We start from the raw sequence: 21,293 nt of genomic DNA, 5'->3' as shown, positions 1-21,293 counted from the left end.
TGCATCGGTACCGTATTTGCGTGACCCAACCCCGCCTGCTCCTCGTCAACGGGCCGAACCTCAATCTGCTCGGCACCCGCCAGCCTGAGGTCTACGGCGCCACCACGCTGGCCGAGATCGAGTCCGATGTCGCCGCCCAGGCCGCCGGATCCGGGTTCGAGGTGCGCGCCACCCAGAGCAACCACGAGGGCGCGCTCATCGACGCGATCCACGCCGCGCGCGGCGATTGTGTCGGCATCATCATCAACCCCGGCGCCTACAGCCACACCTCGATCGCCATCGCCGATGCCCTGCGATCGGTCGAATTGCCGGTCGTCGAAGTGCATTTGAGCAATGTGCACGCCCGTGAGGAATACCGCCGGCACTCGTTCGTGTCGGAGGTGGCCGACGTCGTGATCGCCGGTGCCGGGCCCGCCGGCTACGAGTACGCGGTGCGCTACTTCGCCGCCAAACTGTCGTGAACCTGCAGCCGCCGATCGTCCGCTATGTGGGGTTCCTGGTGGCGGCCGAAGGCGTGGCCGCGCTCGTCATGGCCGCGGTGCTGCTGGTCCGGGCCTTCGCCGGTGCCGATCAGCAGATCGTCAACGGCTACGGCACCGCGGTCTGGTTCCTGCTGATCGGCGGCGGCGTGCTGGCCGGTGGCTGGGCGCTGATCACCGCCCGGCGCTGGGGCCGCGGCATCGCGGTGCCCACCAACCTGCTGCTGCTGCCGATCGCCTGGTACGTCATCACCAGTCACCATGTGGTCTACGGCATCCTGGTCGGTCTGCTGGCGCTGACCGCGCTGGGCATGTTGTTCAGCCCGTCGGCGGTGCAGTGGATGGCGGGCCGGGACTAACCCGTTTCGCCGGCCAGTGCGGTGAGTTCCGGCCCGGACACCCGGTAGGTGGTCCATTCGGTCTGCGGTTTCCCGCCGACGGCGTCATACAGCGCGATGGCATTGACGTTCCAGTTGAGCACCGCCCAGCTCAGTCGCGTGTAGCCGTGGGTTTCGCACTCGGCGGCCAACGTGGACAACAACTTCCGGGCCAGACCGCGGCGGCGGAAATCCGGCCGCACGTAAAGGTCCTCGAGGTAGATCCCGGACACCCCGTCCCAGGTGGAAAAGTTCAGGAACCACACCGCCGTTGCCGCGGCCCGGCCGTCGATCTCGACAATATGGGCGTGCGCCGTCGGCTGATCGTTGAAAAGAGCGCTGTGCAGCGATGTTTCGGTCACCACGCATTCATCGGCGGCGTGTTCGAACTCGGCGAGCTCGCGGATCATGGCGACGATCTCGGCCTCGTCGCCCGGTCGTGCGCGGCGGATCACTTCGGTCATGTGCGTGCCCCCAGCCCTGTCAGGATCGTGCGGAATTTCGTGGTGGTCTCGTCGACCTCGTCATCGGGGTCGGATTCGGCGACGATGCCGCCGCCGGCATGGGCGAGTGCGCTGAGGCGGTCCGCGGCCAGCACCGCGCACCGGATCGACACCACCCAGCGGCCGTCGCCGCGCGCATCGCACCAGCCGACGGCGCCGGCGTAGAAACCGCGGCCGCCCTCCAACTCGGTGATCAACTCCGCGGCCAGGTCGGTGGGCACCCCGCCCACCGCCGGTGTCGGGTGCAGCGCGAGCGCCAGATCCAGGGCGGTGGTGTCCGCCGACCGCAACCGGCCGCGGATCGGGGTGCTCAGATGCCACAGCGCATCGGTGCCGTGCAGTTCCGGTTCCGCGGCGATCTCCAGATCGACGCACAGCGGTTCCAGGGCCGAACGCATCACGTCGACGACGAGCGCGTGCTCATGCCGGTTCTTGCCGGACGCCGCCAGCGCCGCCGCATTGCGCGCGTCGGCGTCGGGGTCGGCCGAGCGCGGCGCGGAACCGGCGAACGGCTGACAGACGACCGTGTCACCGTCGCGGGCCACGAGCAGTTCCGGACTGGCGCCCACGAGGAACTGTCCCAGATATTCGGGCCCGGCGGGGGACAGGTCGGCCAGGTAGACCGTGGCCGCGGGATCGGCACCGGCCAGCCGTCGCAGCACCGAGCGGGCATCCCACGGGGTGTCGGCGGCCAGTCGCAACGCGCGCGCCAGTACCACCTTCTGCAGCGGCGAGTCCGGCGCGCGCAGGCGGCGCACGGCCTCGGCCACCCGTTCCCGGTGCACGGGGCCCGGCGGCAGGGTGTCGCGGGTGTGGATCGCCGGTGCGGGAGTGTCCGGCCACTCCGGCAATCCGCCGGTCTGCTGCACGGTGCCGGGCACGTGCAGGGCGGCGGGGCCGTCGAGGTCAAAAGGCAACGCGCCCATGATGATCGGCGCGGCACCCGTGCGCAGCGCGTGCTGAGCCGCGGCCACCTCGGAGAAACCGGCGCGGCTGCCGTCGGCCACCAGGGTGCCCGACGGTCCGGACAGGACAAAGGTTGGGGTCACGCCGGGGGTAGGCACGGGTTGGTGTGCCCGGTCAGCCCGAGCGCGCTGATCTGACGGATGCCCTTCTCGAATCCGCACACCGCGATCGAGGCGGCGGCCATCGAGAACCGCACCCCTTCGGAGAGGGGCAGCTCGACCCACCGGCTCAGCACCGACCGGGAGAAATGGCCGTGGCCGACGAACACGACGTCCCGGGACTGCATGTGTTCCAAGGCCAGGGCGATGGCGGCGTCGGCGCGGTCGGACACCTGGATGGCCGTCTCGCCGCCGGGGGATTCGTGCGTCCACACCGTCCAGCCCGGAACCGTTTCGCGGATCTCGGGGGTGGTCAGGCCCTCGTAGTCGCCGTAATCCCATTCGGCCAGCAGGGGTGAGACCTCATCGACGGTCAATCCGGCGAGTTCGGCGGTCACCTGTGCGCGCTGTCGGGGGCTGCTGACCACCAGCGGGTTGCGCAATTGCAGGTCGCCGATGACCTCGGCGGCCAGCTTGGCCTGTTCGCGGCCGATGTCGAGGAGTTCGATGTCGGTGCGTCCGGTGTGCCTGCCACTGCGCGACCACTCGGTTTCGCCATGGCGCAGCAAGATCAGCCGATGCTGGTGGACGCTCACAGGTGCGATTCTGCCGCACGGAGCAGCCAACCGCCGCATCCGTGCTTGGATGGTGCTGTGACGCGAGTATTAGCGGTCGCCAATCAAAAGGGTGGGGTCGCCAAGACGACGACGGTGGCGTCGATCGGTGCGGCGATGGCGGAAAAGGGCCGGCGGGTACTGCTCGTCGATCTCGATCCGCAGGGTTCCCTGACGTTTTCGCTTGGCCACGACCCGGACACACTTGCGGTGTCGATCCACGAAGTGCTGCTCGGCGACGTCGAACCGGACACGGCGCTCGTCGAGACGCCCGAGGGCATGACGCTGTTGCCGGCCAATATCGACCTGGCCGGCGCGGAGGCGATGCTGCTGATGCGGGCCGGGCGCGAGTATGCGCTCAAGCGCGCGCTGTCGAAGCTTGGCGTCGGAGCCGCGGGAGCGGCGACATCGGACGAGGCTTTCGACGTGGTGGTGATCGACTGCCCGCCGTCGCTGGGTGTACTGACGCTCAATGGCCTGACCGCCGCCGACGAGGTGATCGTGCCGCTGCAGTGCGAGACGCTGGCGCATCGCGGTGTCGGGCAGTTCCTGCGGACCGTGAACGACGTCCAGCAGATCACCAACCCCGATCTCAAGATGCTCGGTGCACTGCCCACCCTCTACGACGCGCGCACCACGCACAGCCGCGACGTGCTGTTCGACGTGGCCGATCGTTATCAGCTGCCGGTGCTCGCGCCGCCGATTCCGCGCACCGTGCGGTTCGCCGAGGCCAGCGCCTCCGGATCGTCGGTGCTGGCGGGCCGCAAGAACAAGGGCGCGGTCGCCTATCGGGAACTGGCCGAGTCGCTGCTCAAGCACTGGAAATCGGGCAAGGCGCTGGCGACTTTCACTCCGGAGGTCTAGGAGTTCAGGGTCATCCCAGCGCAACCACGGTGTCTCCGCGCTGCTCGATCAGCGTGGAACCGGCCGCGGCCGGCACGACGGCCGTATCCGCCGGTGGGCGCTCCAGGTCGATATGCCTTACCCCGGTGCCGGTTTCGGCGTTGAACACGTCGTAGCCGTCGGTGACCGGGATCAGCAGTTCGCCGGCCATCATGGTGCCCGGCCCGGTCGGCGCACCGCCCGGTGCGGGCGCGACGGTGTACTTGTAGCGCAGCCCTGCCGCTTCGAAGACCAGCACCGAATCGCCGGTCCACCAGGTGATCAGGTCACCGGCCCGCGACATCGTGGCCGCCGCCGACGGCGCCCGGTCCAGCAGTGTGCTGGCAGTGACCGTACCGGTGTCGTCGACGATGTTGACCACCGGCTTCGGCGTCGGAAGGTACACCGCGGTGGTGGTGTCCGAGACCGCGATCACCCGGGCGTCGGCATCGGATGACACACCGGGCTGCTGCTCGTATTTGACCTCGGGGGTGTCTTCTTCGTCGGACGGGCGCAGCAGGGTCAGGCGCATCTCGGTCTGTTCCGGGCAGGACTCGAGCACCGACACCGCGGCCGAACTTGCCGCCGCCGACACCAGCCGGCACAGCGGTGACTGCGGCACATCGGGTTTCACGCGGGCGTCGAGGGTGCCCCAACCGAGCATGCGGACCATGTCCGAGCGCCACAGTTCCAGGCGGCTGTCGCCGGCCGAGAGCACCGTGCTGCCGTCCGAGGACAACTGCACCTCACGATCGGCGTAGGCGGTGCGAGCCGGGCCGCGCTTGCCGGTCCCGGCGTCGATGGTGCTTGCCTGCCCGCAGCCCCGTGCATCCGGGTAGACCGCCACGGCGTACTGGTACACCGAGGTCACCCCGCACAGCTCGAGATCGCGGGCATAGCGCCACAATTCGTTGCCGGAGACCGGATCACGGCCGATGACGCCGTCTCCGTCACCGGTCACCAGCGCACCTGCCACCACCAGGGGCATCGTGGTCTTGGCGCTCGGCGCCGACCACAGTTGCCTGAGACTGGTCGGCACCTGGGTCGCCGGCGTGAGGGTCGGCACCGGCTCGGCGGCCGGCGTGCTGATGGTGGCGCGGGCATCGCTGGTCCACCAGATCAGTGCCGCGGCCACGGCGACGACCAGGACGATGGCCGCGGCCGCGATCAGATCGCCGCGCGTGCGGCGTTCCGGTTGAACCACTTAGCCGGCGGCAGGAGTGCTGGTCTTGCGCGGACGACGGCGGCGGCGGCGCTTGGCCGGCGCGTCGGCACCCTCGGACTCCGAGCCCGCATCATTGGCCGGACCTTCGGTGCCGTCCTGCGGTGCGGGCGCAGCCTCACCCTCCGGATGGCCGGTCGCGGGCTGGCCGGCGCGGGTGCGCTGCCGGGTGCGGTTGCGGTTGCGGGCCGGGCGTTCGGTGCGCTCGACGCGTTCGGTGCGCTCCCCTTCGGTGCGGGGCTTGGACTTGCGCGGCGCGGCTGTCAGGGAACCGGTCACGTCGGCCGGGATCTTCAGCTCGGTGTACAGATGCGGTGAGCTGGAATAGGTTTCGACGGGATCGGGATTGTTCAGGCCCAGCGCCTTGTCGATCATCGTCCAGCGCGGCAGCTCATCCCAGTCGACGAGGGTGACCGCGATACCGGTCTTGCCCGCACGCCCGGTCCGGCCGATGCGGTGCACGTAGGCCTGCTCGTCCTCGGGGATCTGGTAGTTGATGACGTGGGTGATGTCGTCGATGTCGATACCGCGGGCAGCGACGTCGGTGGCGACCAGCACGTCGACCTCACCGGTGCGGAAAGCCTTGAGCGCCTTCTCGCGTGCGATCTGGCCGAGGTCACCGTGCACGGCGCCGACCTTGAAGCCGCGCTCGGCGAGCTCGTCGGCGACCTTCTGCGCGGTGCGCTTGGTGCGGGTGAAGATCATGGTGGCGCCGCGGCCCTCGGCCTGCAGGATCCGGCCGACCATCTCCACCTTGTCCAGCGCGTGGGCGCGGTAGGCGAACTGCTCGGTGGTGTCGTGGGTCTGCGAGGACTGCGGAGCCTCGGCCCGGATATGGGTGGGCTGGTTCATGAAGGTGCGCGCCAGCGTGATGATCGGGCCCGGCATGGTCGCCGAGAACAGCATCGACTGCCGGTCGTCGGGGGTCAGCCGCAGGATCCGCTCGATATCGGGCAGGAAGCCCAGATCGAGCATCTCGTCGGCCTCGTCGAGCACCAGTACCGACAGGCTGCCCAGCTGCAGGTGTCCCTGCTGCGCCAGGTCGAGCAACCGGCCCGGGGTGCCGACGACGACGTCGACGCCCTTGCGCAGCGCCTCGATCTGGGGCTCGTAGGGGCGCCCGCCGTAGATGGAGGTCACGACGAACTTGCGGTCCGCGTGGCCTTCCACGTCGTCGGCGCGCAGGTACTTGGAGGCCAGCTCCAGGTCGCTGTAGACCTGCAGGCAGAGCTCGCGGGTGGGCACCACGATGAGGGCGCGCGGGGTGCCGTTGAGCGGGCGGCCACCGTCGGTGGTGATCCGGTGCAGCAGCGGTACGCCGAAGGCGAGGGTCTTGCCCATACCGGTGCGGGCCTGGCCGATCAGGTCATCGCCGGCCAGCGCGAGCGGCAGGGTCAGCTCCTGGATGGCGAAGGCGTGTTCCTTGCCGGTCTCGGCGAGGGCCCGGACGATCTCCTCACGGACGCCCAGCTCGGCGAACGAGATTGCCGGCTTGGTCTCGGGTGCGGTCAGTTCGGGTGTTTCGGGTGCAGTCAGGTCAGGTGAAGTCATATTTGTGGTCGGCGTAGCTTTCGCTGCCGTCAGCCTTTCGGTGTCAATCCTCGTCGCGTCCACGCGCGCACGACGATGACGAGTAAAAGGCGGGTATACCCAGCTAGACGGGGGATACCGCTCCGTCGGGCCCTGCCAATCGAGGGCGGGCCAAACCACGTGCACGCACATTTCTCAGGCAGCGGCTGGTCGTAAAAAGTCGCAGATGGAGCTCGAAACGCCACTACCTGACTTCCATGATAGCTGGTCAACCCGCTACCCGAGCGCCAGATGGGCCGGAGACTAGAGTTGGGCCATGATTTCACCGACGCCGCAGACGTCGTCCACGCAGCCTGTCGTCCCCGCCGGCGAGACTCGGACGCCGGGCGTGTCGGTCGATCAGCCCGGTGTCACCGAACTGTTCGCCCTCCTCGCGTACGGCGAGGTGGCCGCCTTCTACCGGCTGACCGAAGAGGCCCGGATGGCGCCGAATCTGGCCGGCCGGATCAACATGGCCAGCATGGCCGCCGCCGAGATGCGCCACTACGAAGTGCTGCACGAGGCGTTGGCCGCCCGCGGGGTCGACACGGTGCGGGCGATGACGAAGTTCGCGCCCGCACTGGAGAACTACCACCGCTTGACCACCCCGAGCACCTGGCTGGAAGCGTTGGTCAAGACCTATATCGGTGATGCGCTGGCAGCCGATTTCTATCTGCAGATCGCCGACGCGCTGCCGCCCGAGGCCTCCGACGTGGTGCGCTCGGTGCTGGCTGAGACCGGGCACTCGCAGTTCGTGGTATCCGAGGTACGGGCCGCGGTCACCGCCAGCGACCGGCAGCGTCACCGACTGGCGCTGTGGTCGCGGCGACTGCTCGGTGAGGCCATCACCCAGGCCCAGTTCGTGCTCGCCGATCACGACGAACTGGTCGACCTGGTGATCAGCAGCAGCGAGGGGCTCGCCCAGCTCTCGGAGTTCTTCGATCAGCTGCAGCGCACCCACACCAGCCGCATGCAGGAACTCGGCCTGGCCTGACCGGCTACCGGGTGCAGGTCGTGATCATCGTGTTGTTGGCCTGAACCGCCACGGCGGCGCCGCTGCCGTCGACGATCGAGCAGTTGAGTTGGCCGCCGACGCTGGTCGCCGTCACCGATGTCAGCGACACCCCCGGATCGAGGGTGACGGTCTTCACCCACGGCAGCGCCACGTTGACGTCGGTCTGCAACGCGCCCTGCTGGTCGGTGTAGATGACGGTGATCAGATCGATCAGCTGCCGGTTGCCGGTCACGTGATAGGTCACGGTGCGCGCGGCCAGCGCCGGATCGGCCACCGGCGCCTCGGGGACCACGACGGGTGCCGGAGCGGTCGGGATCGGCTCCGGGACGGGAGCGGCGGTGGCGCTCGGGGTCACCGTGGTGACGGTCTCGGGCGGTAGCGCCGGGACCGCCGGTGCCGGGGCGGTGGCGCTGGGGGCGACGGTCGCCGAGGGCTGCGCGCTGGGTTCGGCGTCCGCGGACGTGGTGGCGCCCGCGGAGACGGTGCCGCTGTCCCCGCCGCCGAGGATGATGCCGGTGCAGATGACCGCGACCATCAGGATGACGCCCGCGACGCCGGCCACCCAGATCCAGCGACGGTCCAGCGGCTCGTGGTAATCGGCCGGGAACTCGTACTCGGTGTAGTCGGTGTCGATCTCGTCGTCATAGGCGACCTCGTCGTAAGCGGGGTCGTAGGTGTCGTAGTTGGCGTACGCCGCACGCGGGACGCGTCCGTAGCCGGCGCCTCGCCGGGCGGCCCGGCGGCGCTCACGGTCGCTGCGGTACTCGGTCTGCTGATCGGCTTCCGGGTCGGTCGGTGCGGCTGACTGGTAGCCGCTGCCCGAAGAGCGGTCGCGAGTGCTCGAATATGGCGCATATTGCCTGCTCATAACCTATTTCCCAGATAGTTTCGGCACGTACTCCACCGATGTTAATGGGACAGATGTGACAGATGATGTTGACGCGGTCGCGGTCCGGTCACGGTCCGGACTCGGTCTGATCAGGGTGCTTCGCTCACGGCGCAACGACCACGGCGGCGCGATCCGGAGTGCGTCCACTAGCCTTTGACGAAGCATCGCCAACCAACCGAAAGGCCCGCAGCGTGGACATCAAGATCGGGGTCACCGACAGCCCGCGAGAGCTGATCATCAGCACCGCGCAGACACCCGACGAGGTGGAACAAGCGATCGTCAAGTCACTGGGTGACGCGACGGCCGTGCTCGCGCTGACCGACGAGAAGGGGCGCCGCTACCTGGTGCCGTCGGCGAGGATCGCCTACGTCGAGATCGGAGCGGCCGACAGCCGCAAGGTCGGCTTCGGGGTCGGCGCAGAGGCCATCAAGACCAGCTAGTGCTCAGCTGGCCCGGTCCTCAGGACCGGGTCAGCGGCACGTGTGACAGACCGCCCCAGGCGAACTGCACCGTGCCCTCGACCGCCGCGTCCTTGGAGATCGGCCGGTCGTTGTCCAGCCAGTAACGCGCGCAGTCGACGCTGGTGGACACCAGCCCCACCGCGATCATCCGGGCGCGGTGGGCTTCCAGTCCGGAATCCCGGCTGATGAGGTCGAACACCGCGTCGGTGCACGACTCGGTGGCGACCTTCACCTGAGCGGCCACCTGTGGCTCGGTGACGTAGTCGTTCTCGAAGATCAGCCGGTAGCCCTGGCTGTCGTGCTCGACGAACTCGAAGAACGCCTGCACCGCCGCGCGCAGTCGCTGCCGGTTGTCGGTGGTGGTGCGCAGCGCCTGGCGCACACCGGAGACCAGGTTGTCGACATGGCGCTGCAGGACCGCGAGGTACAACTCCAGCTTTGACGAAAAGTGTTGGTACAGCACGGGCTTGCTGACACCGGCCCGGTCGGCGATCTCATCCATACCGGCGGCGTGGTAGCCGCGGTCGACGAAGACCTCGCTGGCAGCAATAAGCAGTTGGCCGCGTCGTTCGTCGCGGGGCAGACGGTTGCCGCGCCGGTTGCCGCCGGTGCCCGCCTTGGCGCCCCGCGCTCCGGCGGCGTTGGCGAGATCGCTCATTACGTCCTCAATTTCACAAATTGTGCTGCTCACGCTCGTGCGCTGGTGTGCGCGTCATCGACGGGTGAACCTGCCGATCGACACGACATTACTACCGCACGCTGGGGGAGCGCCCGGTGTCGGTGCCCGTGTCGGTGGCGCGGCTGTGCCATCCTGGTTCGGTGACCTACGACCCGGGGCGTCGCGTCGGCGACCGTGCCCGGGCAGGGCAGGGCAGAAGCGACCCGGGAAACCGGTTCACCGGGGACTCCGGTGACCGGTACAACGATCAGGGCGCCCGGTACAACGACCAAGGCGTCCGGTACCGCGGCCAGGAGCGCAGCCAGCGCACCGACCCGGACCGCGTGCCCGTGCGGCGCGATGACCAGCGTGAGCCGCTGCGGGCCCAGCGCGACCCGCTGGCCGATGATCAGGGTCGCCCCCGGGCCAACCGCGACGAGCACCAGCAATGGCGCAAGCAGACCTGGCTGGGCCGCTTCGTCTCGACCTACGGCTGGCGGGCCTATGCGCTGCCCATCCTCGCCGTCGTCACCTGCGTCGTCCTGTACCAAACGGTGACCGGCACCGGCACGGCTCCCACCCCGGTCAACGCCGAGGGGCCCGTGCAGGGCCCGCCCACCATCGACGCCCCCAGCACCGCGATCGTCGGCGCACCGCCGAAAGGGCTGACCGAATTCGACGCCAACCTGCCGACCGGCATCCTGCCCGGCGGCGGCCCGTTCACCCAGGCCGGCGCGAAGACCTGGCACATCGTGCCGGGCACCTCACCCAAGATCGGTCAGGGCACCGAGAAGACGTTCACCTACACCGTCGAGGTCGAGGACGGTCTGGACACCGCATCCTTCGGCGGTGACGAAGGATTCGCCCGGATGGTCAGCGAGACCCTGGCCAACCCGAAGAGCTGGACCCACAACGCCCAGTTCGCGTTCCTGCGCGTGGACAACGACAGCGAGGGCCCGCCGGATTTCCGGGTGTCGCTGACCTCACCGCTGACCATCCGCGAGGGCTGCGGCTACGACATCCCGCTGGAAGCGTCCTGCTTCAACCCCGCCTATCTGGGGGACCAGGCCCGGGTGTTCATCAACGAGGCCAGGTGGGTGCGCGGCGCCACCTCGTTCCAGGGTGACATCGGCTCCTACCGGCAGTACGTGGTCAACCACGAGGTCGGCCATGCCATCGGTTACCGCCAGCACGAGCCGTGCCCGGAGAACGGGGCGCTGGCGCCGATCATGATGCAGCAGACGTTCTCGACGAGTAACAACGACGGTGCCCGGTTCGACCCGGACTCGGTCAAGGCCGACAACCTGACGTGCCGTTTCAATCCGTGGCCGTATCCCATCGCCTGAAACCCTCAGCTCGGCGCACACTGGGAACGTAATGCCCTGAATTGCTGTTGAGTACGTGTGCCTGGTCTGATTGGCCCAGGAAATCGTCGTCGATTCGAGGAGCACACGGTGACGTCGTTGCCACCGCTGGTGGAGCCAGCCGCTGAACTGACCCGCGAAGAGGTCGCCCGCTACAGCCGGCACCTGATCATCCCGGACATGGGCGTGGACGGTCAGAAGCGCCTGAAGAACGCCAAGGTGCTGGTCATCGGTGCCGGCGGGCTCGGCTCGCCGACCCTGCTGTACCTGGCCGCCGCCGGCGTCGGGACCATCGGCATCGTCGAATTCGACGTCGTCGACGAGTCCAACCTGCAGCGCCAGATCATCCACGGCCAGTCCGATATCGGCCGGTCCAAGGCGCAGAGCGCCCGCGATTCCGTGCTCGAGGTCAACCCGCTGGTCAACGTGGTGCTGCACGAGGTGCGGCTGGAGCCCGAGAACGCCGTCGAGATCTTCGAGCAGTACGACCTGATCCTGGACGGCACCGACAACTTCGCCACCCGCTACCTGGTCAACGATGCCGCGGTGCTCGCAGGCAAGCCCTACGTCTGGGGCTCCATCTACCGCTTCGAGGGCCAGGTGTCGGTGTTCTGGGAGGACRCCCCCGACGGGCTCGGCCTGAACTACCGCGACCTCTACCCCGAGCCGCCGCCGCCGGGAATGGTGCCCTCCTGCGCCGAGGGCGGTGTGCTCGGCATCCTGTGCGCCTCGATCGCGTCGGTGATGGGCACCGAGGCCATCAAGCTGCTCACCGGCATCGGCGACCCCCTGTTGGGCCGGCTGATGGTCTACGACGCGCTGGACATGACCTACCGGACCATCAAGATCCGCAAGGACCCGTCCACCCCGAAGATCACCGAACTGATCGACTACGAGGCTTTCTGCGGTGTGGTCTCCGACGAAGCCGCGCAGGCTTCTGCGGGCGCGACCGTGACCCCGAAGGAGCTGCGTGAGCTGCTCGATTCCGGCAAGCCGGTGGCGCTGATCGACGTCCGCGAACCCGTGGAGTGGGAGATCAACCACATCGAGGGCGCCAAGTTGATCCCCAAATCGGTGATCGAGGCCGGCGAAGGCCTGGCGACCGTCCCGCAGGACAAGACCGCGGTGCTCTACTGCAAGACCGGGGTGCGCTCGGCCGAGATGCTGGCCGTGCTCAAGAAGGCCGGCTTCTCCGATGCCCTGCACCTGCAGGGCGGCATCGTGGCATGGGCGAAACAACTCGAGCCCGACATGGTCATGTACTGACACCGTGTCGACCGACGCACCGCTTAGGCTGACGTGCGTGTCTGACGATCTGCCACCCGACCATGTGATGGCGGCGTTTGGTCTGGCCGGCTTGTCGCCGGTTCCGCTGGGTTCCAGCTGGGAGGGCGGCTGGCGCTGCGGCGAGGTGGTGCTGTCGATGGTCGCCGACCACGCGCGCGCCGCCTGGTCGGCCAAGGTCCGCGAGACGCTGTTCGCCGACGGTATCCGGCTCGCCCGTCCGGTGCGCTCCACCGACGGGCGCTACGTGGTCGCCGGCTGGCGTGCCGACACCTTCGTGGCCGGCACCCCCGAACCCCGGCACGACGAAGTGGTCTCCGCCGCGGTCCGGTTGCACGAGGCGACCGCAAAACTGGAGCGCCCGCGCTTCCTGACCCAGCCCCCGGTGGCGCCCTGGTCGGATGTCGACGTGTTCATCGCCGCCGACCGCGCCGCCTGGGAGGACYGACCCCTGCACGGGCTACCCCAGGGCGCGCGGCTGGCGCCCGGCTCGGCCGACGGCCAGAAGTCCGTGGAGCTGATCAACCAGCTCGCCGCGCTGCGCAAGCCGACCCGCAGCCCGAGCCAGCTGGTGCACGGAGATCTGTACGGCACAGTGCTTTTCGCCGGCACCGCGGCGCCGGGCATCACCGATATCACCCCGTACTGGCGGCCTGCCTCCTGGGCAGCCGGCGTGGTGGTCGTCGACGCGCTCGCCTGGGGCGAGGCCGATGACGGCCTGGTCGAACGGTGGAATCCGCTGCCGGAGTGGTCGCAGATGCTGTTGCGTGCCTTGATGTTCCGACTCGCCGTGCACGCGCTGCATCCACGGTCGACGGCGTCGGCGTTCCCGGGTCTGGCCCGCACCGCGGCCCTGGTCCGGCTCGCGCTCTAGGCTCGCCTTCTTTCGGCGAGCAGACGCAAATGGCCCTCAAAGGCACCTATTTTGGCACCATTTGTGTCTGCTCGCGCCTAGAACGCGTGGCGGTACTCGCGCAGCGGCACCCGGCCGTCGACGGCCAGCACCCCCTCGGCGCGTAACCGCTCCAGCTGCCGGGTGGCCAGGTGCGGCGCCGGCCATCCGGAGGCCCGAATCACCCGGTGCCACGGCAGATCCGAGGAATCGGTGCGCATGATCCACGCCACGATGCGTGGGCTGGGCAACCCGGCCTCCTCGGCGATATCGCCGTAGGTACTCACCCGCCCGGCCGGGATCCGGGCCACGAGCGCCCGCACCACCTCGACCTGATCCTCGGTGATCGGCGCCACGCTCAGGCCAGGTGCCCGCGGATGATCGCTGCGGTCTCGGCGGGCAAAGCCTGGGCCACCATGTGGTCGCAGTCCACCTCGGCCACCGTGAAACTGTCACCGAGCGCGTCGCGCAGGGTGCCGATCAGGGTGTCGGTCGCATACGGGGGAGTGGTGCGGGTGGCCAGCATCAGCGTGGTCGGTGTTCCGCTGCGCGGCAACGGGATCGGCCGGGTCAGCTCGCTCCAGTAGGACATCGCCGCCGGGACGCTGATCCGCCAGCCCACGCGCCCGTTGGGCAACTCGATCAGGTGCTCGTCCAGTTCACGGGTCAACTCCTCGGGGAACGTGGCGGCCACCTCGGCCCACGACCCGGACAGCTTGTCGGCGGTGGCCTCCTCGCGGTCGGGATAATCGGGGGAGGACAGCATCGCGTCGGCGATCTCGGCCATCCAGGCGCCGTCCAGCGCGACCGCCGGATCCAGCAACACCAGCGAGGAAACCAGATCGGGCCGGGTCGCGGCGAGGCTGAGCGCCACCGCGCCGCCGAACGAATGCCCGGCCACCAGGACCGGCCCGCCACCCTCGGCGTCCAGCAGGGCCGCCAGCGCCGCCACGTTGGCCTCGACCGTCCACGGCGCTGCCCAGGTGGACCGGCCGTGCCCGATCAGATCCGGTGCCAGCACCGAGAACTCGGGCAGATACTCATTGGACAGCGTTTCCCAGCGCCGGCCGTGCCCGGTGAGCCCGTGCACGCCCAGGATCTGGGCCGGCCGGGACGGGCCGTAGCGGTAGGTGTGCAGGCGATCGGTCACGCCTCGATCGTAGGTGCCACCGCACAGTGGGTGCCTGCCGGGCCGTCCGCGCTGGTCAGTGCGACTTGTCGGACCTCCCTGATCAAATGCTGACATGTCCGCGCCGCACACCGATCTCACCCCCGACGCGCTCACCACACCGGGTGTCCGCGGCACCGTGCGGGTGCTCGGCGGCGCCGGCACCGGCAAGAGCACGCTGCTCGTGGACACCGCGGTGGCCCACATCGCCGCCGGCGCGGACCCGGAAAGCGTTCTGCTGCTGACCGGTTCGGCCAAGCTCGGTGCGCAGGCCCGCGCCGCGATCACCGCAGCACTGCTCACCGCCGGTGCGCGCGGTGTGGTGCGCGAGCCGCTGGTCCGCACCGTGCACTCCTACGCCTTCGCGGTGCTGCGCCTGGCCGCGCAGCGCAACGGTGATCCGCCGCCGCGGCTGATCACCAGTGCTGAGCAGCACGGCATCATCCGAGAACTGCTCGCCGGCGATATCGAGGACGGCGCCGATGGCTGGCCGGTATCGCTGCATCCGGCGCTGGGCACCGCCGGCTTCGCCACCGAACTGCGTGATCTGTTGGCGCGGTGCGCCGAACGCGGTGTGGACCCGGTCGCCCTGCAGCGCCTCGGCAGGCTGTCGGCGCGCCCGGAATGGGTGGCGGCGGGACGGTTCGCGGCCACCTACGAGCAGGTGATGTTGCTGCGTTCATCGGTCGGCATGGCCGCACCGCAGGCCACCGTGCCTGCGCTGGGCGCGGCCGAACTGGTCGGCGCCGCCCTGGATGCGCTGGCCCTGGATCCCGCCCTGCTGGCCGCCGAACGCGCCCGGGTCCGCGTTCTGCTGGTCGACGATGCGCAGCAACTCGACCCACAGGCCGCGCTGCTGGTGCGGGTGCTGGCCGCCGGGTCCGATCTCGCGGTGCTCGCCGGTGACCCGGATCAGGCCGTGTTCGGTTACCGCGGCGGCGATCCGGCGCTGCTGCGCACCGACACCCCGGCCGTGGTGCTCACCGAATCGCATCGGTGCTCGACGGCAGTGGCCGCCGCGGTCACTGCGATCGCGCGTCGCCTACCCGGAGCCGACGGGCTGCGCGAGTTCACCGGGGCGCCCGGGCGGCCGGGTTCGGTGGTGGTCCGCATCGCGGCGTCCACACACGCCGAGTCCACGCTCATCGCCGACGCACTGCGCCGCGCCCATCTGATCGACGGTGTGCCGTGGTCGCAGATGGCCGTCATCGTCCGCTCGGTGTCGCGGGTGGGCGCCGCGCTGGGCCGCACCCTGACCGCCTCCGGGGTTCCGGTCGATCTGCCCGCCACCGAAGCCGGCCTGGCGCAGCAGCCCGCGGTCCGCGCGCTGCTCATCGTGGCCGACGCGACCGCGAACGGGCTCACCGGTGCAGCCGCGATGGACCTGGTGACCGGACCCATCGGACGGGTCGACCCGGTGTCCCTGCGGCAGTTGCGTCGGGCTCTGCGCCGCACCTTCGGCCATCACCAGGAGTTCTCCGAGCTCCTGGTGAAATCGGTGCAGCGCGTCCCCGACGGCCTGCCCGCCGATCTGGCGCGCTGCCTGCAACGTGTGCAGACGGTGCTGCGCGCGGCCAAGCACAGCCACCGCGGCGGTGAAGACCCCCGGAACACGTTGTGGCAGGCCTGGAATCGCAGCGGTCTGCAGAAGCGTTGGGTCACCCAGGCCGACCGCGGCGGTGCCGGGAGTGCGGCCGCCGAACGCGATCTGGCGGCGGTCACGGCGCTGTTCGACATCGCCGACCAGTACGTCACCAATACCACCGGCGCGACGCTGAGCGGCCTGGTCGACCACGTCCACGCGCTGGAACTGCCGATCACCGGCACCCGCCCGGACCGGGCCGACGCGGTGGCGATCTGCAGCCCGCACGCCGCACTGGAACGGGAATGGGACTTCGTGGTGCTGGCCGGACTTCAGGAAGGGTTGTGGCCCAACACCGTTCCCCGCGGCGGGGTGCTCGGCACCCAGCACCTGGTCGACGTGCTCGACGGCGTGACCGGATCCGACGACGGCCCGACGGCCCGGGTGTCGACCCGGGCGCCGTTGCTGGCCGAGGAGCGCAGGCTGCTGATCGCCGCGATGGGCCGCGCCCGTGACCGCCTGCTGGTGACCGCCGTCGACAGTGACACCGGCGATGCCGCGATGCTGCCATCACCGTTCTGCGCCGAGCTCGCCGCCCTGGCCACCGAGGACCCGGACACCGGCGACGAGCGAGAGATCGTGCCGGCGCCGCGGGTGTTGACGCCGGCCGCGCTGGTGGGCCGGCTACGGGCCGTGGTGTGCGCCCCCGAGGGCGACGTCGAGGCCGACGCCAGGGCGTGTGCGGCAACGCAGTTGGCCAGGCTCGCCGAGGCGGGTGTGCCCGGCGCGGACCCGTCGTTGTGGCAGGACCGTACCGAACCCTCGACGTCCGAGCCGCTGTGGTCGGGGGATGACCACGTGAGCACGCTGTCGCCGTCCACGTTGCAGACCCTGACGGACTGTCCGCTGCGCTGGCTGCTGGAACGCCACGGCGGGTCCGACAGCCGCGATGTGCGCTCCGCGGTCGGCACATTGGTGCACGCGCTGGTGTCGGACTCGACCAGGACCGAGAGCCAGATGCTTGCCGAGCTGGAGAGCGTCTGGGCCGGGATGCCCTACGAATCACAGTGGTACGCCGACAACGAACTGGCCCGCCACGGTGCCATGCTCTCGGCGTTCGCGCAGTGGCGCCAATCCACCCGCGACCAGTTCAGCGAGGTCGGCACCGAGGTCGCCGTCGACGGCATGGTGGCCCCCGGCGTGCGGGTGCGCGGACGCATCGACCGCCTGGAGCGGGACAACGCCGACCGGCTGGTGATCGTCGACGTCAAGACCGGCAAGAGCCCGGCGACCAAGGACGACGCCCAGCGCCACGCCCAGTTGGCGATGTATCAGCTCGCCGTCGCCGAGGGTGTGCTGCCCGACGGCGACGAGCCCGGCGGCGGGCTGCTGGTCTACCCGGCCAAGACGACCGCCAGTGGAGTCACCGAACGCGCCCAGGATGCGCTGACCGCCGACACGGCCCAGCAGTGGCGCGATACCGTTACCGCGGCGGCCGCAGCGACGCAGGGCCCGCAGTTCGTCGCGCGCGCCAACGACGGGTGCGGACACTGCCCGGTGCGTGCCATCTGCCCCGCCCAGAACCCGGAAGGCCGGTCGTGATCGCCCAGCAGCAGTACAGCCCGGCCGAGCTGTCCGAGGCGCTGGGGCTGTTCGCACCAACCACCGAACAGGCCGCGGTGATCGCCGCGGCGCCGGGCTCACTGGTCGTCATCGCCGGCGCCGGCGCCGGCAAGACCGAGACAATGGCCGCCCGGGTGGTCTGGCTGGTGGCCAACGGATATGCCCGGCCCAGTGAGGTTCTCGGCCTCACCTTCACCCGCAAGGCCGCCGGTCAGCTGCTGCGCCGGGTCCGCACCCGGCTGGCGCGACTGGCCGGCACCGGCATCGGCCGCGACATCCGGGCCGAGGACCCGCCCACCATCAGCACCTACCACGCCTTCGCCGGGGCGCTGCTGCGCGATCACGGGCTGCTGCTCCCGGTCGAGCCCGATACCCGACTGATCGGCGCAACCGAGTTGTGGCAGTTGGCCTTCCGGGTGGTCTGCGATCACCCGCGGGTCCTGGACACCGAGAAATCGCCGGCCGCGGTCACCGCCATGGTGCTGCGACTGGCCGGTGCGCTGTCCGAGCATCTGGTCGACACCGCCGCACTGCTGGACACCCACACCGAGCTGGAACGCCTCATCCACCACCTGCCCGCCGGTGGCAGCCGCGCCGATCGCGGGCCGGCGCAATGGCTGCTCAAGTTGCTTGCCACCCAGAACGAACGCACCGAACTGGTGCCGCTCATCGACGAACTGCACCGCCGCATGCGGGCAGAGAAGGTGATGGACTTCGGCGCCCAGATGTCGGCGGCGGCCCGGTTGGCGGTGGCCGCACCACAGGTCGGTGCCCAGCTCCGGCAGCGCTACCGGGTGGTGTTACTCGACGAATACCAGGACACCGGGCACGCCCAGCGCATCGCGCTGTCATCGCTGTTCGGTGGCGGCGTCGACGACGGGCTGGCGCTGACCGCGGTCGGCGACCCCATCCAGTCCATCTACGGCTGGCGCGGGGCGTCGGCGACCAACCTGCCGCGGTTCGCCACCGACTTCCCGCACGCCGACGGCAGCCCGGCGCCCACCCTGGAACTGCGCACCAGCTGGCGCAACCCGCCCGAGGCGCTGCACCTGGCGAACGCGGTGTCCGAGCAGGCCCGCACGCGGTCGGTGAGCGTGCGGGAACTGCTGCCCCGACCGGACGCCGAACCGGGCACCATCCGCGTCGCCCTTTTGTCCGACGTTGTCGCCGAACGCAACTGGGTGGCCGATCAGGTGGCCACCCGCTACCGGGCCACCCCGACGCCGCCGACCGCCGCGGTCCTGGTCCGGCGCAACGCCGACGCGGCGCCGATGGCCGAGGCGCTGACCGCGCGTGGCATCCCCGTCGAAGTGGTCGGGCTGGCCGGGCTGCTGGCGATCCCCGAGGTCGCCGACGTGGTCGCCATGCTGCGCCTGGTGGTCGACCCGACCGGCGGCGCGGCCGCCATCCGGGTGCTGACCGGGCCGCGCTGGCGGTTGGGCGCCCGCGACATCGCGGCCCTGTGGCAGCGCGCCGTCGACCTCGACGTGCCCGCGCCCGGGCAGCTGGGCACCATGGAACGCATCGTGGCCCAGGCGGCGCCCGACGCGGACACCGCCTGCCTGGCCGACGCCATCTGCGATCCCGGCCCGACCGAGCTGTACTCGGCCCCCGGGTACGCGCGCATCGTCGCACTCGGTCGCGAACTCACCGGTCTGCGTGCCCATCTGACGTATCCGCTGCCCGAGCTGATCGCCGAGATACGGCGGGTGCTCGGCGTCGACGTGGAAGTCCGAGCGGCCCGCCCGGTGCCCGCGGGCTGGGGCGGCACCGAGCACCTCGATGCCTTCGCCGACGTGGTGGCCGACTTCGCCGCCCGCTCCGATGGTGCACCTGCCGGGTTGCTGGCCTACCTGGATGTCGCCGCGGACGTGGAGAACGGGCTGGCGCCGGCGGAGGTGACGGTCTCGACCGACCGGGTGCAGATCCTCACCGTGCACGCCGCCAAGGGCCTGGAATGGGAAGTGGTGGCCGTCCCGCATCTGAGTGGTCGGGTGTTCCCGTCCACCGCGATGGCCCGCACCTGGCTCAGCGACGCGGGGGACCTGCCGCCGCTGCTGCGCGGGGACAGAGCCACCGTTTCCGAGCATGGGGTACCGGTGCTGGACACCTCCGATGTCAACGACCGGAAGACGTTGTCCGACAAGATCGCCGATCACAAGGACATGCTGGCGCAGCGCCGCGGGGACGAAGAACGGCGGCTGCTGTACGTGGCGCTGACCCGCTCGGAGGACACCTTGCTGCTCTCCGGGCACCACTGGGGCCCCACCGAGGCCAAACCCCGCGGGCCCTCGGAGTTCCTGCTGGAACTCAAGGCCATCATCGACGCCTCGGTGGATGCCGGGCAGCCCTGCGGCGTCATCGACGAATGGGTGCCCGACCCGCCCGACGGGGAGCCGAACCCGTTGCGCGGCAGCATCGTCGAAGCGACATGGCCGGTTCCGGCGGCCGGTGGTCGCCACGCCGATGTCGAGCGGGGCGCCGCCCTGGTCGCCCAAGCCGCCGAAGGAACCGTCGGGTCGGCGTTCGATCCCGAGGACTGGGCGGCCGACGTCGACGCGTTGCTCGCCGAGCGCGAGCGCGCCGCCGAGCAGGCCCCGGTCGAGTTGCCCGGGCAACTGTCGGTCAGCACCCTGGTCGATCTGGGCAAGGATCCCGCGGCCGCCCGGCAGCGGCTACGCCGCAGGCTGCCGGCGCGGCCAGATCCACATGCCCTGTTGGGCACCGCATTCCACGAGTGGGTGCAGCGCTACTTCCACGCGGAACGGCTGTTCGATCTGGACGATCTGCCCGGTGCGGTGGACGGTGACACCGGACGGCTACATGCCGAAGAGCTGGCCGATCTGCAGGCCGCGTTCGCGTCCTCGCCCTGGGCGTCGCGCACCCCGATCGACGTCGAGGTGCCCTTCGACATGATCCTCGACGGGCCGCGCGCCACCGTGGTGCGCGGCCGCATCGACGCCGTCTTCGCCGAACCCGACGGCGGCGCGGTGGTCGTCGACTGGAAGACCGGTGAGCCACCGAGCACTCCGGAGACCCAGCGCCACGCCGCGATACAGCTCGCCGTGTACCGGCTGGCGTGGGCGGGCCTGCAGGGGTGCCCGGTGGAGTCGGTGCGGGCCGCGTTCCACTACGTGCGCAGCGGGGTGACCGTCATGCCGGACACGCTGCCCGACGAGCAGGAACTCGCCGGGTTGTTGAAGGACGCTCAGGCGCTGCGATAGATCTTGTAGGCCTGGGTGATCATCGGGACCTGCAGCGGCAGCCGGGCGACCGCGCCGATGCGCATCCAGACGGGCTTGGCCGGCTCCTGGGACCACAGGCGCACCATGTTGACGTTGGCGGGAAACACCCCGAGAAACAGCGCGATCGAGGCCAGCGCACCGAACTTGCGGGTTTTCGGCGCGATCAGCAGCGCACCCGCGGCGACCTCGGCGACACCGGAGGCGTGCGTGTAGAAGCGGGCACTGCCGGGCAGCTCGGTGGGCACGATGGTGTCGAACGGCTTGGGCGCCACGAAATGCAGGACGCCCATGCCGACGAGCCATCCACCCATCTTCACGGCACGGCTGGCAGCTGCTTGCTTCTGATCTCCGGATGCGGGGCTTGTCATGGTTACATTGTGACGTGCCCACCCCGTCCCGATC

The 21,293-nt window shown here is 70.0% G+C and carries 20 protein-coding genes; 10 read left to right on the top strand and 10 right to left on the bottom strand.

Annotated elements, in window-relative coordinates; translation table 11 throughout:
- Positions 1-20 precede the first annotated feature (20 nt).
- Both aroQ and AC1DTF_RS07340 read left to right on the top strand, forming a co-directional pair.
- Positions 21-461, top strand: a complete 441-nt coding sequence (aroQ, locus tag AC1DTF_RS07345; protein WP_057166724.1) for a type II 3-dehydroquinate dehydratase — start codon at positions 21-23, stop codon at positions 459-461.
- Positions 458-838 carry a hypothetical protein gene (locus AC1DTF_RS07340; protein WP_477473601.1) on the top strand — a complete coding sequence of 127 codons (381 nt, stop codon included), beginning with the start codon at positions 458-460 and terminating at the stop codon, positions 836-838. The genes aroQ and AC1DTF_RS07340 overlap by 4 nt, the downstream gene beginning before the upstream one ends.
- On the opposite strand, the gene AC1DTF_RS07335 is transcribed toward AC1DTF_RS07340, so the two are convergent.
- The 3 genes from AC1DTF_RS07335 to AC1DTF_RS07325 are packed head-to-tail and all read right to left on the bottom strand — an operon-like array spanning position 835 to position 3,019.
- Complete coding sequence (locus AC1DTF_RS07335; RefSeq protein ID WP_477473600.1) at positions 835-1,320, bottom strand: N-acetyltransferase family protein; 486 nt, start codon at positions 1,318-1,320, stop codon at positions 835-837. The two genes, AC1DTF_RS07340 and AC1DTF_RS07335, sit on opposite strands and share 4 nt — an antisense overlap.
- Positions 1,317-2,408: an isochorismate synthase gene (locus AC1DTF_RS07330; RefSeq protein WP_477473599.1), complete on the bottom strand. Its 1,092-nt coding sequence runs from the start codon at positions 2,406-2,408 to the stop codon at positions 1,317-1,319. The genes AC1DTF_RS07335 and AC1DTF_RS07330 overlap by 4 nt, the downstream gene beginning before the upstream one ends.
- The gene (locus AC1DTF_RS07325) at positions 2,405-3,019 is read right to left on the bottom strand and encodes an acid phosphatase (RefSeq protein WP_057166728.1); all 615 of its coding nucleotides are present in this window, start codon (positions 3,017-3,019) and stop codon (positions 2,405-2,407) included. The genes AC1DTF_RS07330 and AC1DTF_RS07325 overlap by 4 nt, the downstream gene beginning before the upstream one ends.
- A gap of 57 nt (positions 3,020-3,076) precedes the next feature.
- Between AC1DTF_RS07325 and AC1DTF_RS07320 the strand changes: the two genes are divergently transcribed.
- Positions 3,077-3,901: a ParA family protein gene (locus AC1DTF_RS07320; RefSeq protein ID WP_082614076.1), complete on the top strand. Its 825-nt coding sequence runs from the start codon at positions 3,077-3,079 to the stop codon at positions 3,899-3,901.
- 10 nt (positions 3,902-3,911) lie between these two features.
- Here the strand turns inward: AC1DTF_RS07320 and AC1DTF_RS07315 are convergent, their stop codons facing one another.
- Positions 3,912-5,123, bottom strand: a complete 1,212-nt coding sequence (locus AC1DTF_RS07315; RefSeq protein ID WP_477473598.1) for an Rv3212 family protein — start codon at positions 5,121-5,123, stop codon at positions 3,912-3,914.
- Entirely contained in the window at positions 5,124-6,692 is a 1,569-nt protein-coding gene (locus tag AC1DTF_RS07310) for a DEAD/DEAH box helicase (protein ID WP_082614077.1), read from the bottom strand.
- Between the two features lie 295 nt (positions 6,693-6,987).
- Between AC1DTF_RS07310 and AC1DTF_RS07305 the strand changes: the two genes are divergently transcribed.
- Positions 6,988-7,704, top strand: coding sequence for a ferritin-like fold-containing protein (locus AC1DTF_RS07305; protein WP_477473597.1), 717 nt, complete (start codon positions 6,988-6,990; stop codon positions 7,702-7,704).
- A gap of 4 nt (positions 7,705-7,708) precedes the next feature.
- On the opposite strand, the gene AC1DTF_RS07300 is transcribed toward AC1DTF_RS07305, so the two are convergent.
- On the bottom strand, positions 7,709-8,593 hold the full coding sequence (locus tag AC1DTF_RS07300; protein ID WP_477473596.1) for a hypothetical protein: 885 nt from the start codon (positions 8,591-8,593) through the stop codon (positions 7,709-7,711).
- A 212-nt stretch (positions 8,594-8,805) separates the two neighbouring features.
- Between AC1DTF_RS07300 and AC1DTF_RS07295 the strand changes: the two genes are divergently transcribed.
- Positions 8,806-9,054, top strand: coding sequence for a DUF3107 domain-containing protein (locus AC1DTF_RS07295; protein WP_057166732.1), 249 nt, complete (start codon positions 8,806-8,808; stop codon positions 9,052-9,054).
- Between the two features lie 19 nt (positions 9,055-9,073).
- Here AC1DTF_RS07295 and AC1DTF_RS07290 read toward each other — a convergent pair whose 3' ends face one another.
- Positions 9,074-9,733 carry an HTH-type transcriptional activator FasR gene (locus AC1DTF_RS07290; RefSeq protein WP_057166733.1) on the bottom strand — a complete coding sequence of 220 codons (660 nt, stop codon included), beginning with the start codon at positions 9,731-9,733 and terminating at the stop codon, positions 9,074-9,076.
- Positions 9,734-10,077: 344 nt separating this feature from the next.
- Here AC1DTF_RS07290 and AC1DTF_RS07285 point away from each other — a divergent pair, with 344 nt between their 5' ends.
- The 3 genes from AC1DTF_RS07285 to AC1DTF_RS07275 all read left to right on the top strand — a co-directional run bounded on the left by AC1DTF_RS07285 (position 10,078) and on the right by AC1DTF_RS07275 (position 13,255).
- A complete protein-coding gene (locus tag AC1DTF_RS07285; RefSeq protein WP_057166801.1) occupies positions 10,078-11,079 on the top strand; it encodes a DUF3152 domain-containing protein in 1,002 nt (333 codons plus the stop codon).
- Positions 11,080-11,187: 108 nt separating this feature from the next.
- Positions 11,188-12,363, top strand: coding sequence for an adenylyltransferase/sulfurtransferase MoeZ (moeZ, locus tag AC1DTF_RS07280; RefSeq protein WP_477473595.1), 1,176 nt, complete (start codon positions 11,188-11,190; stop codon positions 12,361-12,363).
- Positions 12,364-12,400: 37 nt separating this feature from the next.
- Positions 12,401-13,255 (top strand): TIGR02569 family protein, encoded by an 855-nt coding sequence (locus tag AC1DTF_RS07275; protein ID WP_477473594.1) that lies wholly within the window; start codon positions 12,401-12,403, stop codon positions 13,253-13,255.
- 77 nt (positions 13,256-13,332) lie between these two features.
- Here the strand turns inward: AC1DTF_RS07275 and AC1DTF_RS07270 are convergent, their stop codons facing one another.
- A complete protein-coding gene (locus AC1DTF_RS07270; protein WP_477473593.1) occupies positions 13,333-13,629 on the bottom strand; it encodes an MGMT family protein in 297 nt (98 codons plus the stop codon).
- Positions 13,630-13,631: 2 nt separating this feature from the next.
- The gene (locus AC1DTF_RS07265) at positions 13,632-14,423 is read right to left on the bottom strand and encodes an alpha/beta hydrolase (RefSeq protein ID WP_057166737.1); all 792 of its coding nucleotides are present in this window, start codon (positions 14,421-14,423) and stop codon (positions 13,632-13,634) included.
- 94 nt (positions 14,424-14,517) lie between these two features.
- On the opposite strand from AC1DTF_RS07265, the gene AC1DTF_RS07260 reads away from it, so the two are divergent.
- Complete coding sequence (locus AC1DTF_RS07260; protein ID WP_477473592.1) at positions 14,518-17,625, top strand: PD-(D/E)XK nuclease family protein; 3,108 nt, start codon at positions 14,518-14,520, stop codon at positions 17,623-17,625.
- On the top strand, positions 17,622-20,870 hold the full coding sequence (locus AC1DTF_RS07255; protein ID WP_477473591.1) for an ATP-dependent helicase: 3,249 nt from the start codon (positions 17,622-17,624) through the stop codon (positions 20,868-20,870). Before AC1DTF_RS07260 ends, AC1DTF_RS07255 begins: the two co-directional genes overlap by 4 nt.
- On the opposite strand, the gene AC1DTF_RS07250 is transcribed toward AC1DTF_RS07255, so the two are convergent.
- Positions 20,855-21,259 (bottom strand): DoxX family protein, encoded by a 405-nt coding sequence (locus tag AC1DTF_RS07250; protein ID WP_057166739.1) that lies wholly within the window; start codon positions 21,257-21,259, stop codon positions 20,855-20,857. The genes AC1DTF_RS07255 and AC1DTF_RS07250 overlap by 16 nt on opposite strands.
- Positions 21,260-21,293: the final 34 nt, after the last annotated feature.

This window comes from Mycobacterium sp. P4_H6, from assembly GCF_056400845.1.
Note: the sequence above shows the minus strand (reverse complement) of the source record. Positions and strands in the feature narration are given on the sequence as shown.

Bases quoted from the DNA above. Each gene is read 5' to 3' on its own strand.
- AC1DTF_RS07260 (WP_477473592.1), top strand. From the start codon at position 14,518: ATGTCCGCGCCGCACACCGATCTCACCCCCGACGCGCTCACCACACCG.
- AC1DTF_RS07250 (WP_057166739.1), bottom strand. From the start codon at position 21,259: ATGACAAGCCCCGCATCCGGAGATCAGAAGCAAGCAGCTGCCAGCCGT.
- AC1DTF_RS07305 (WP_477473597.1), top strand. From the start codon at position 6,988: ATGATTTCACCGACGCCGCAGACGTCGTCCACGCAGCCTGTCGTCCCC.
- AC1DTF_RS07290 (WP_057166733.1), bottom strand. From the start codon at position 9,733: ATGAGCGATCTCGCCAACGCCGCCGGAGCGCGGGGCGCCAAGGCGGGC.
- AC1DTF_RS07310 (WP_082614077.1), bottom strand. From the start codon at position 6,692: ATGACTTCACCTGACCTGACTGCACCCGAAACACCCGAACTGACCGCA.
- AC1DTF_RS07300 (WP_477473596.1), bottom strand. From the start codon at position 8,593: ATGAGCAGGCAATATGCGCCATATTCGAGCACTCGCGACCGCTCTTCG.
- AC1DTF_RS07335 (WP_477473600.1), bottom strand. From the start codon at position 1,320: ATGACCGAAGTGATCCGCCGCGCACGACCGGGCGACGAGGCCGAGATC.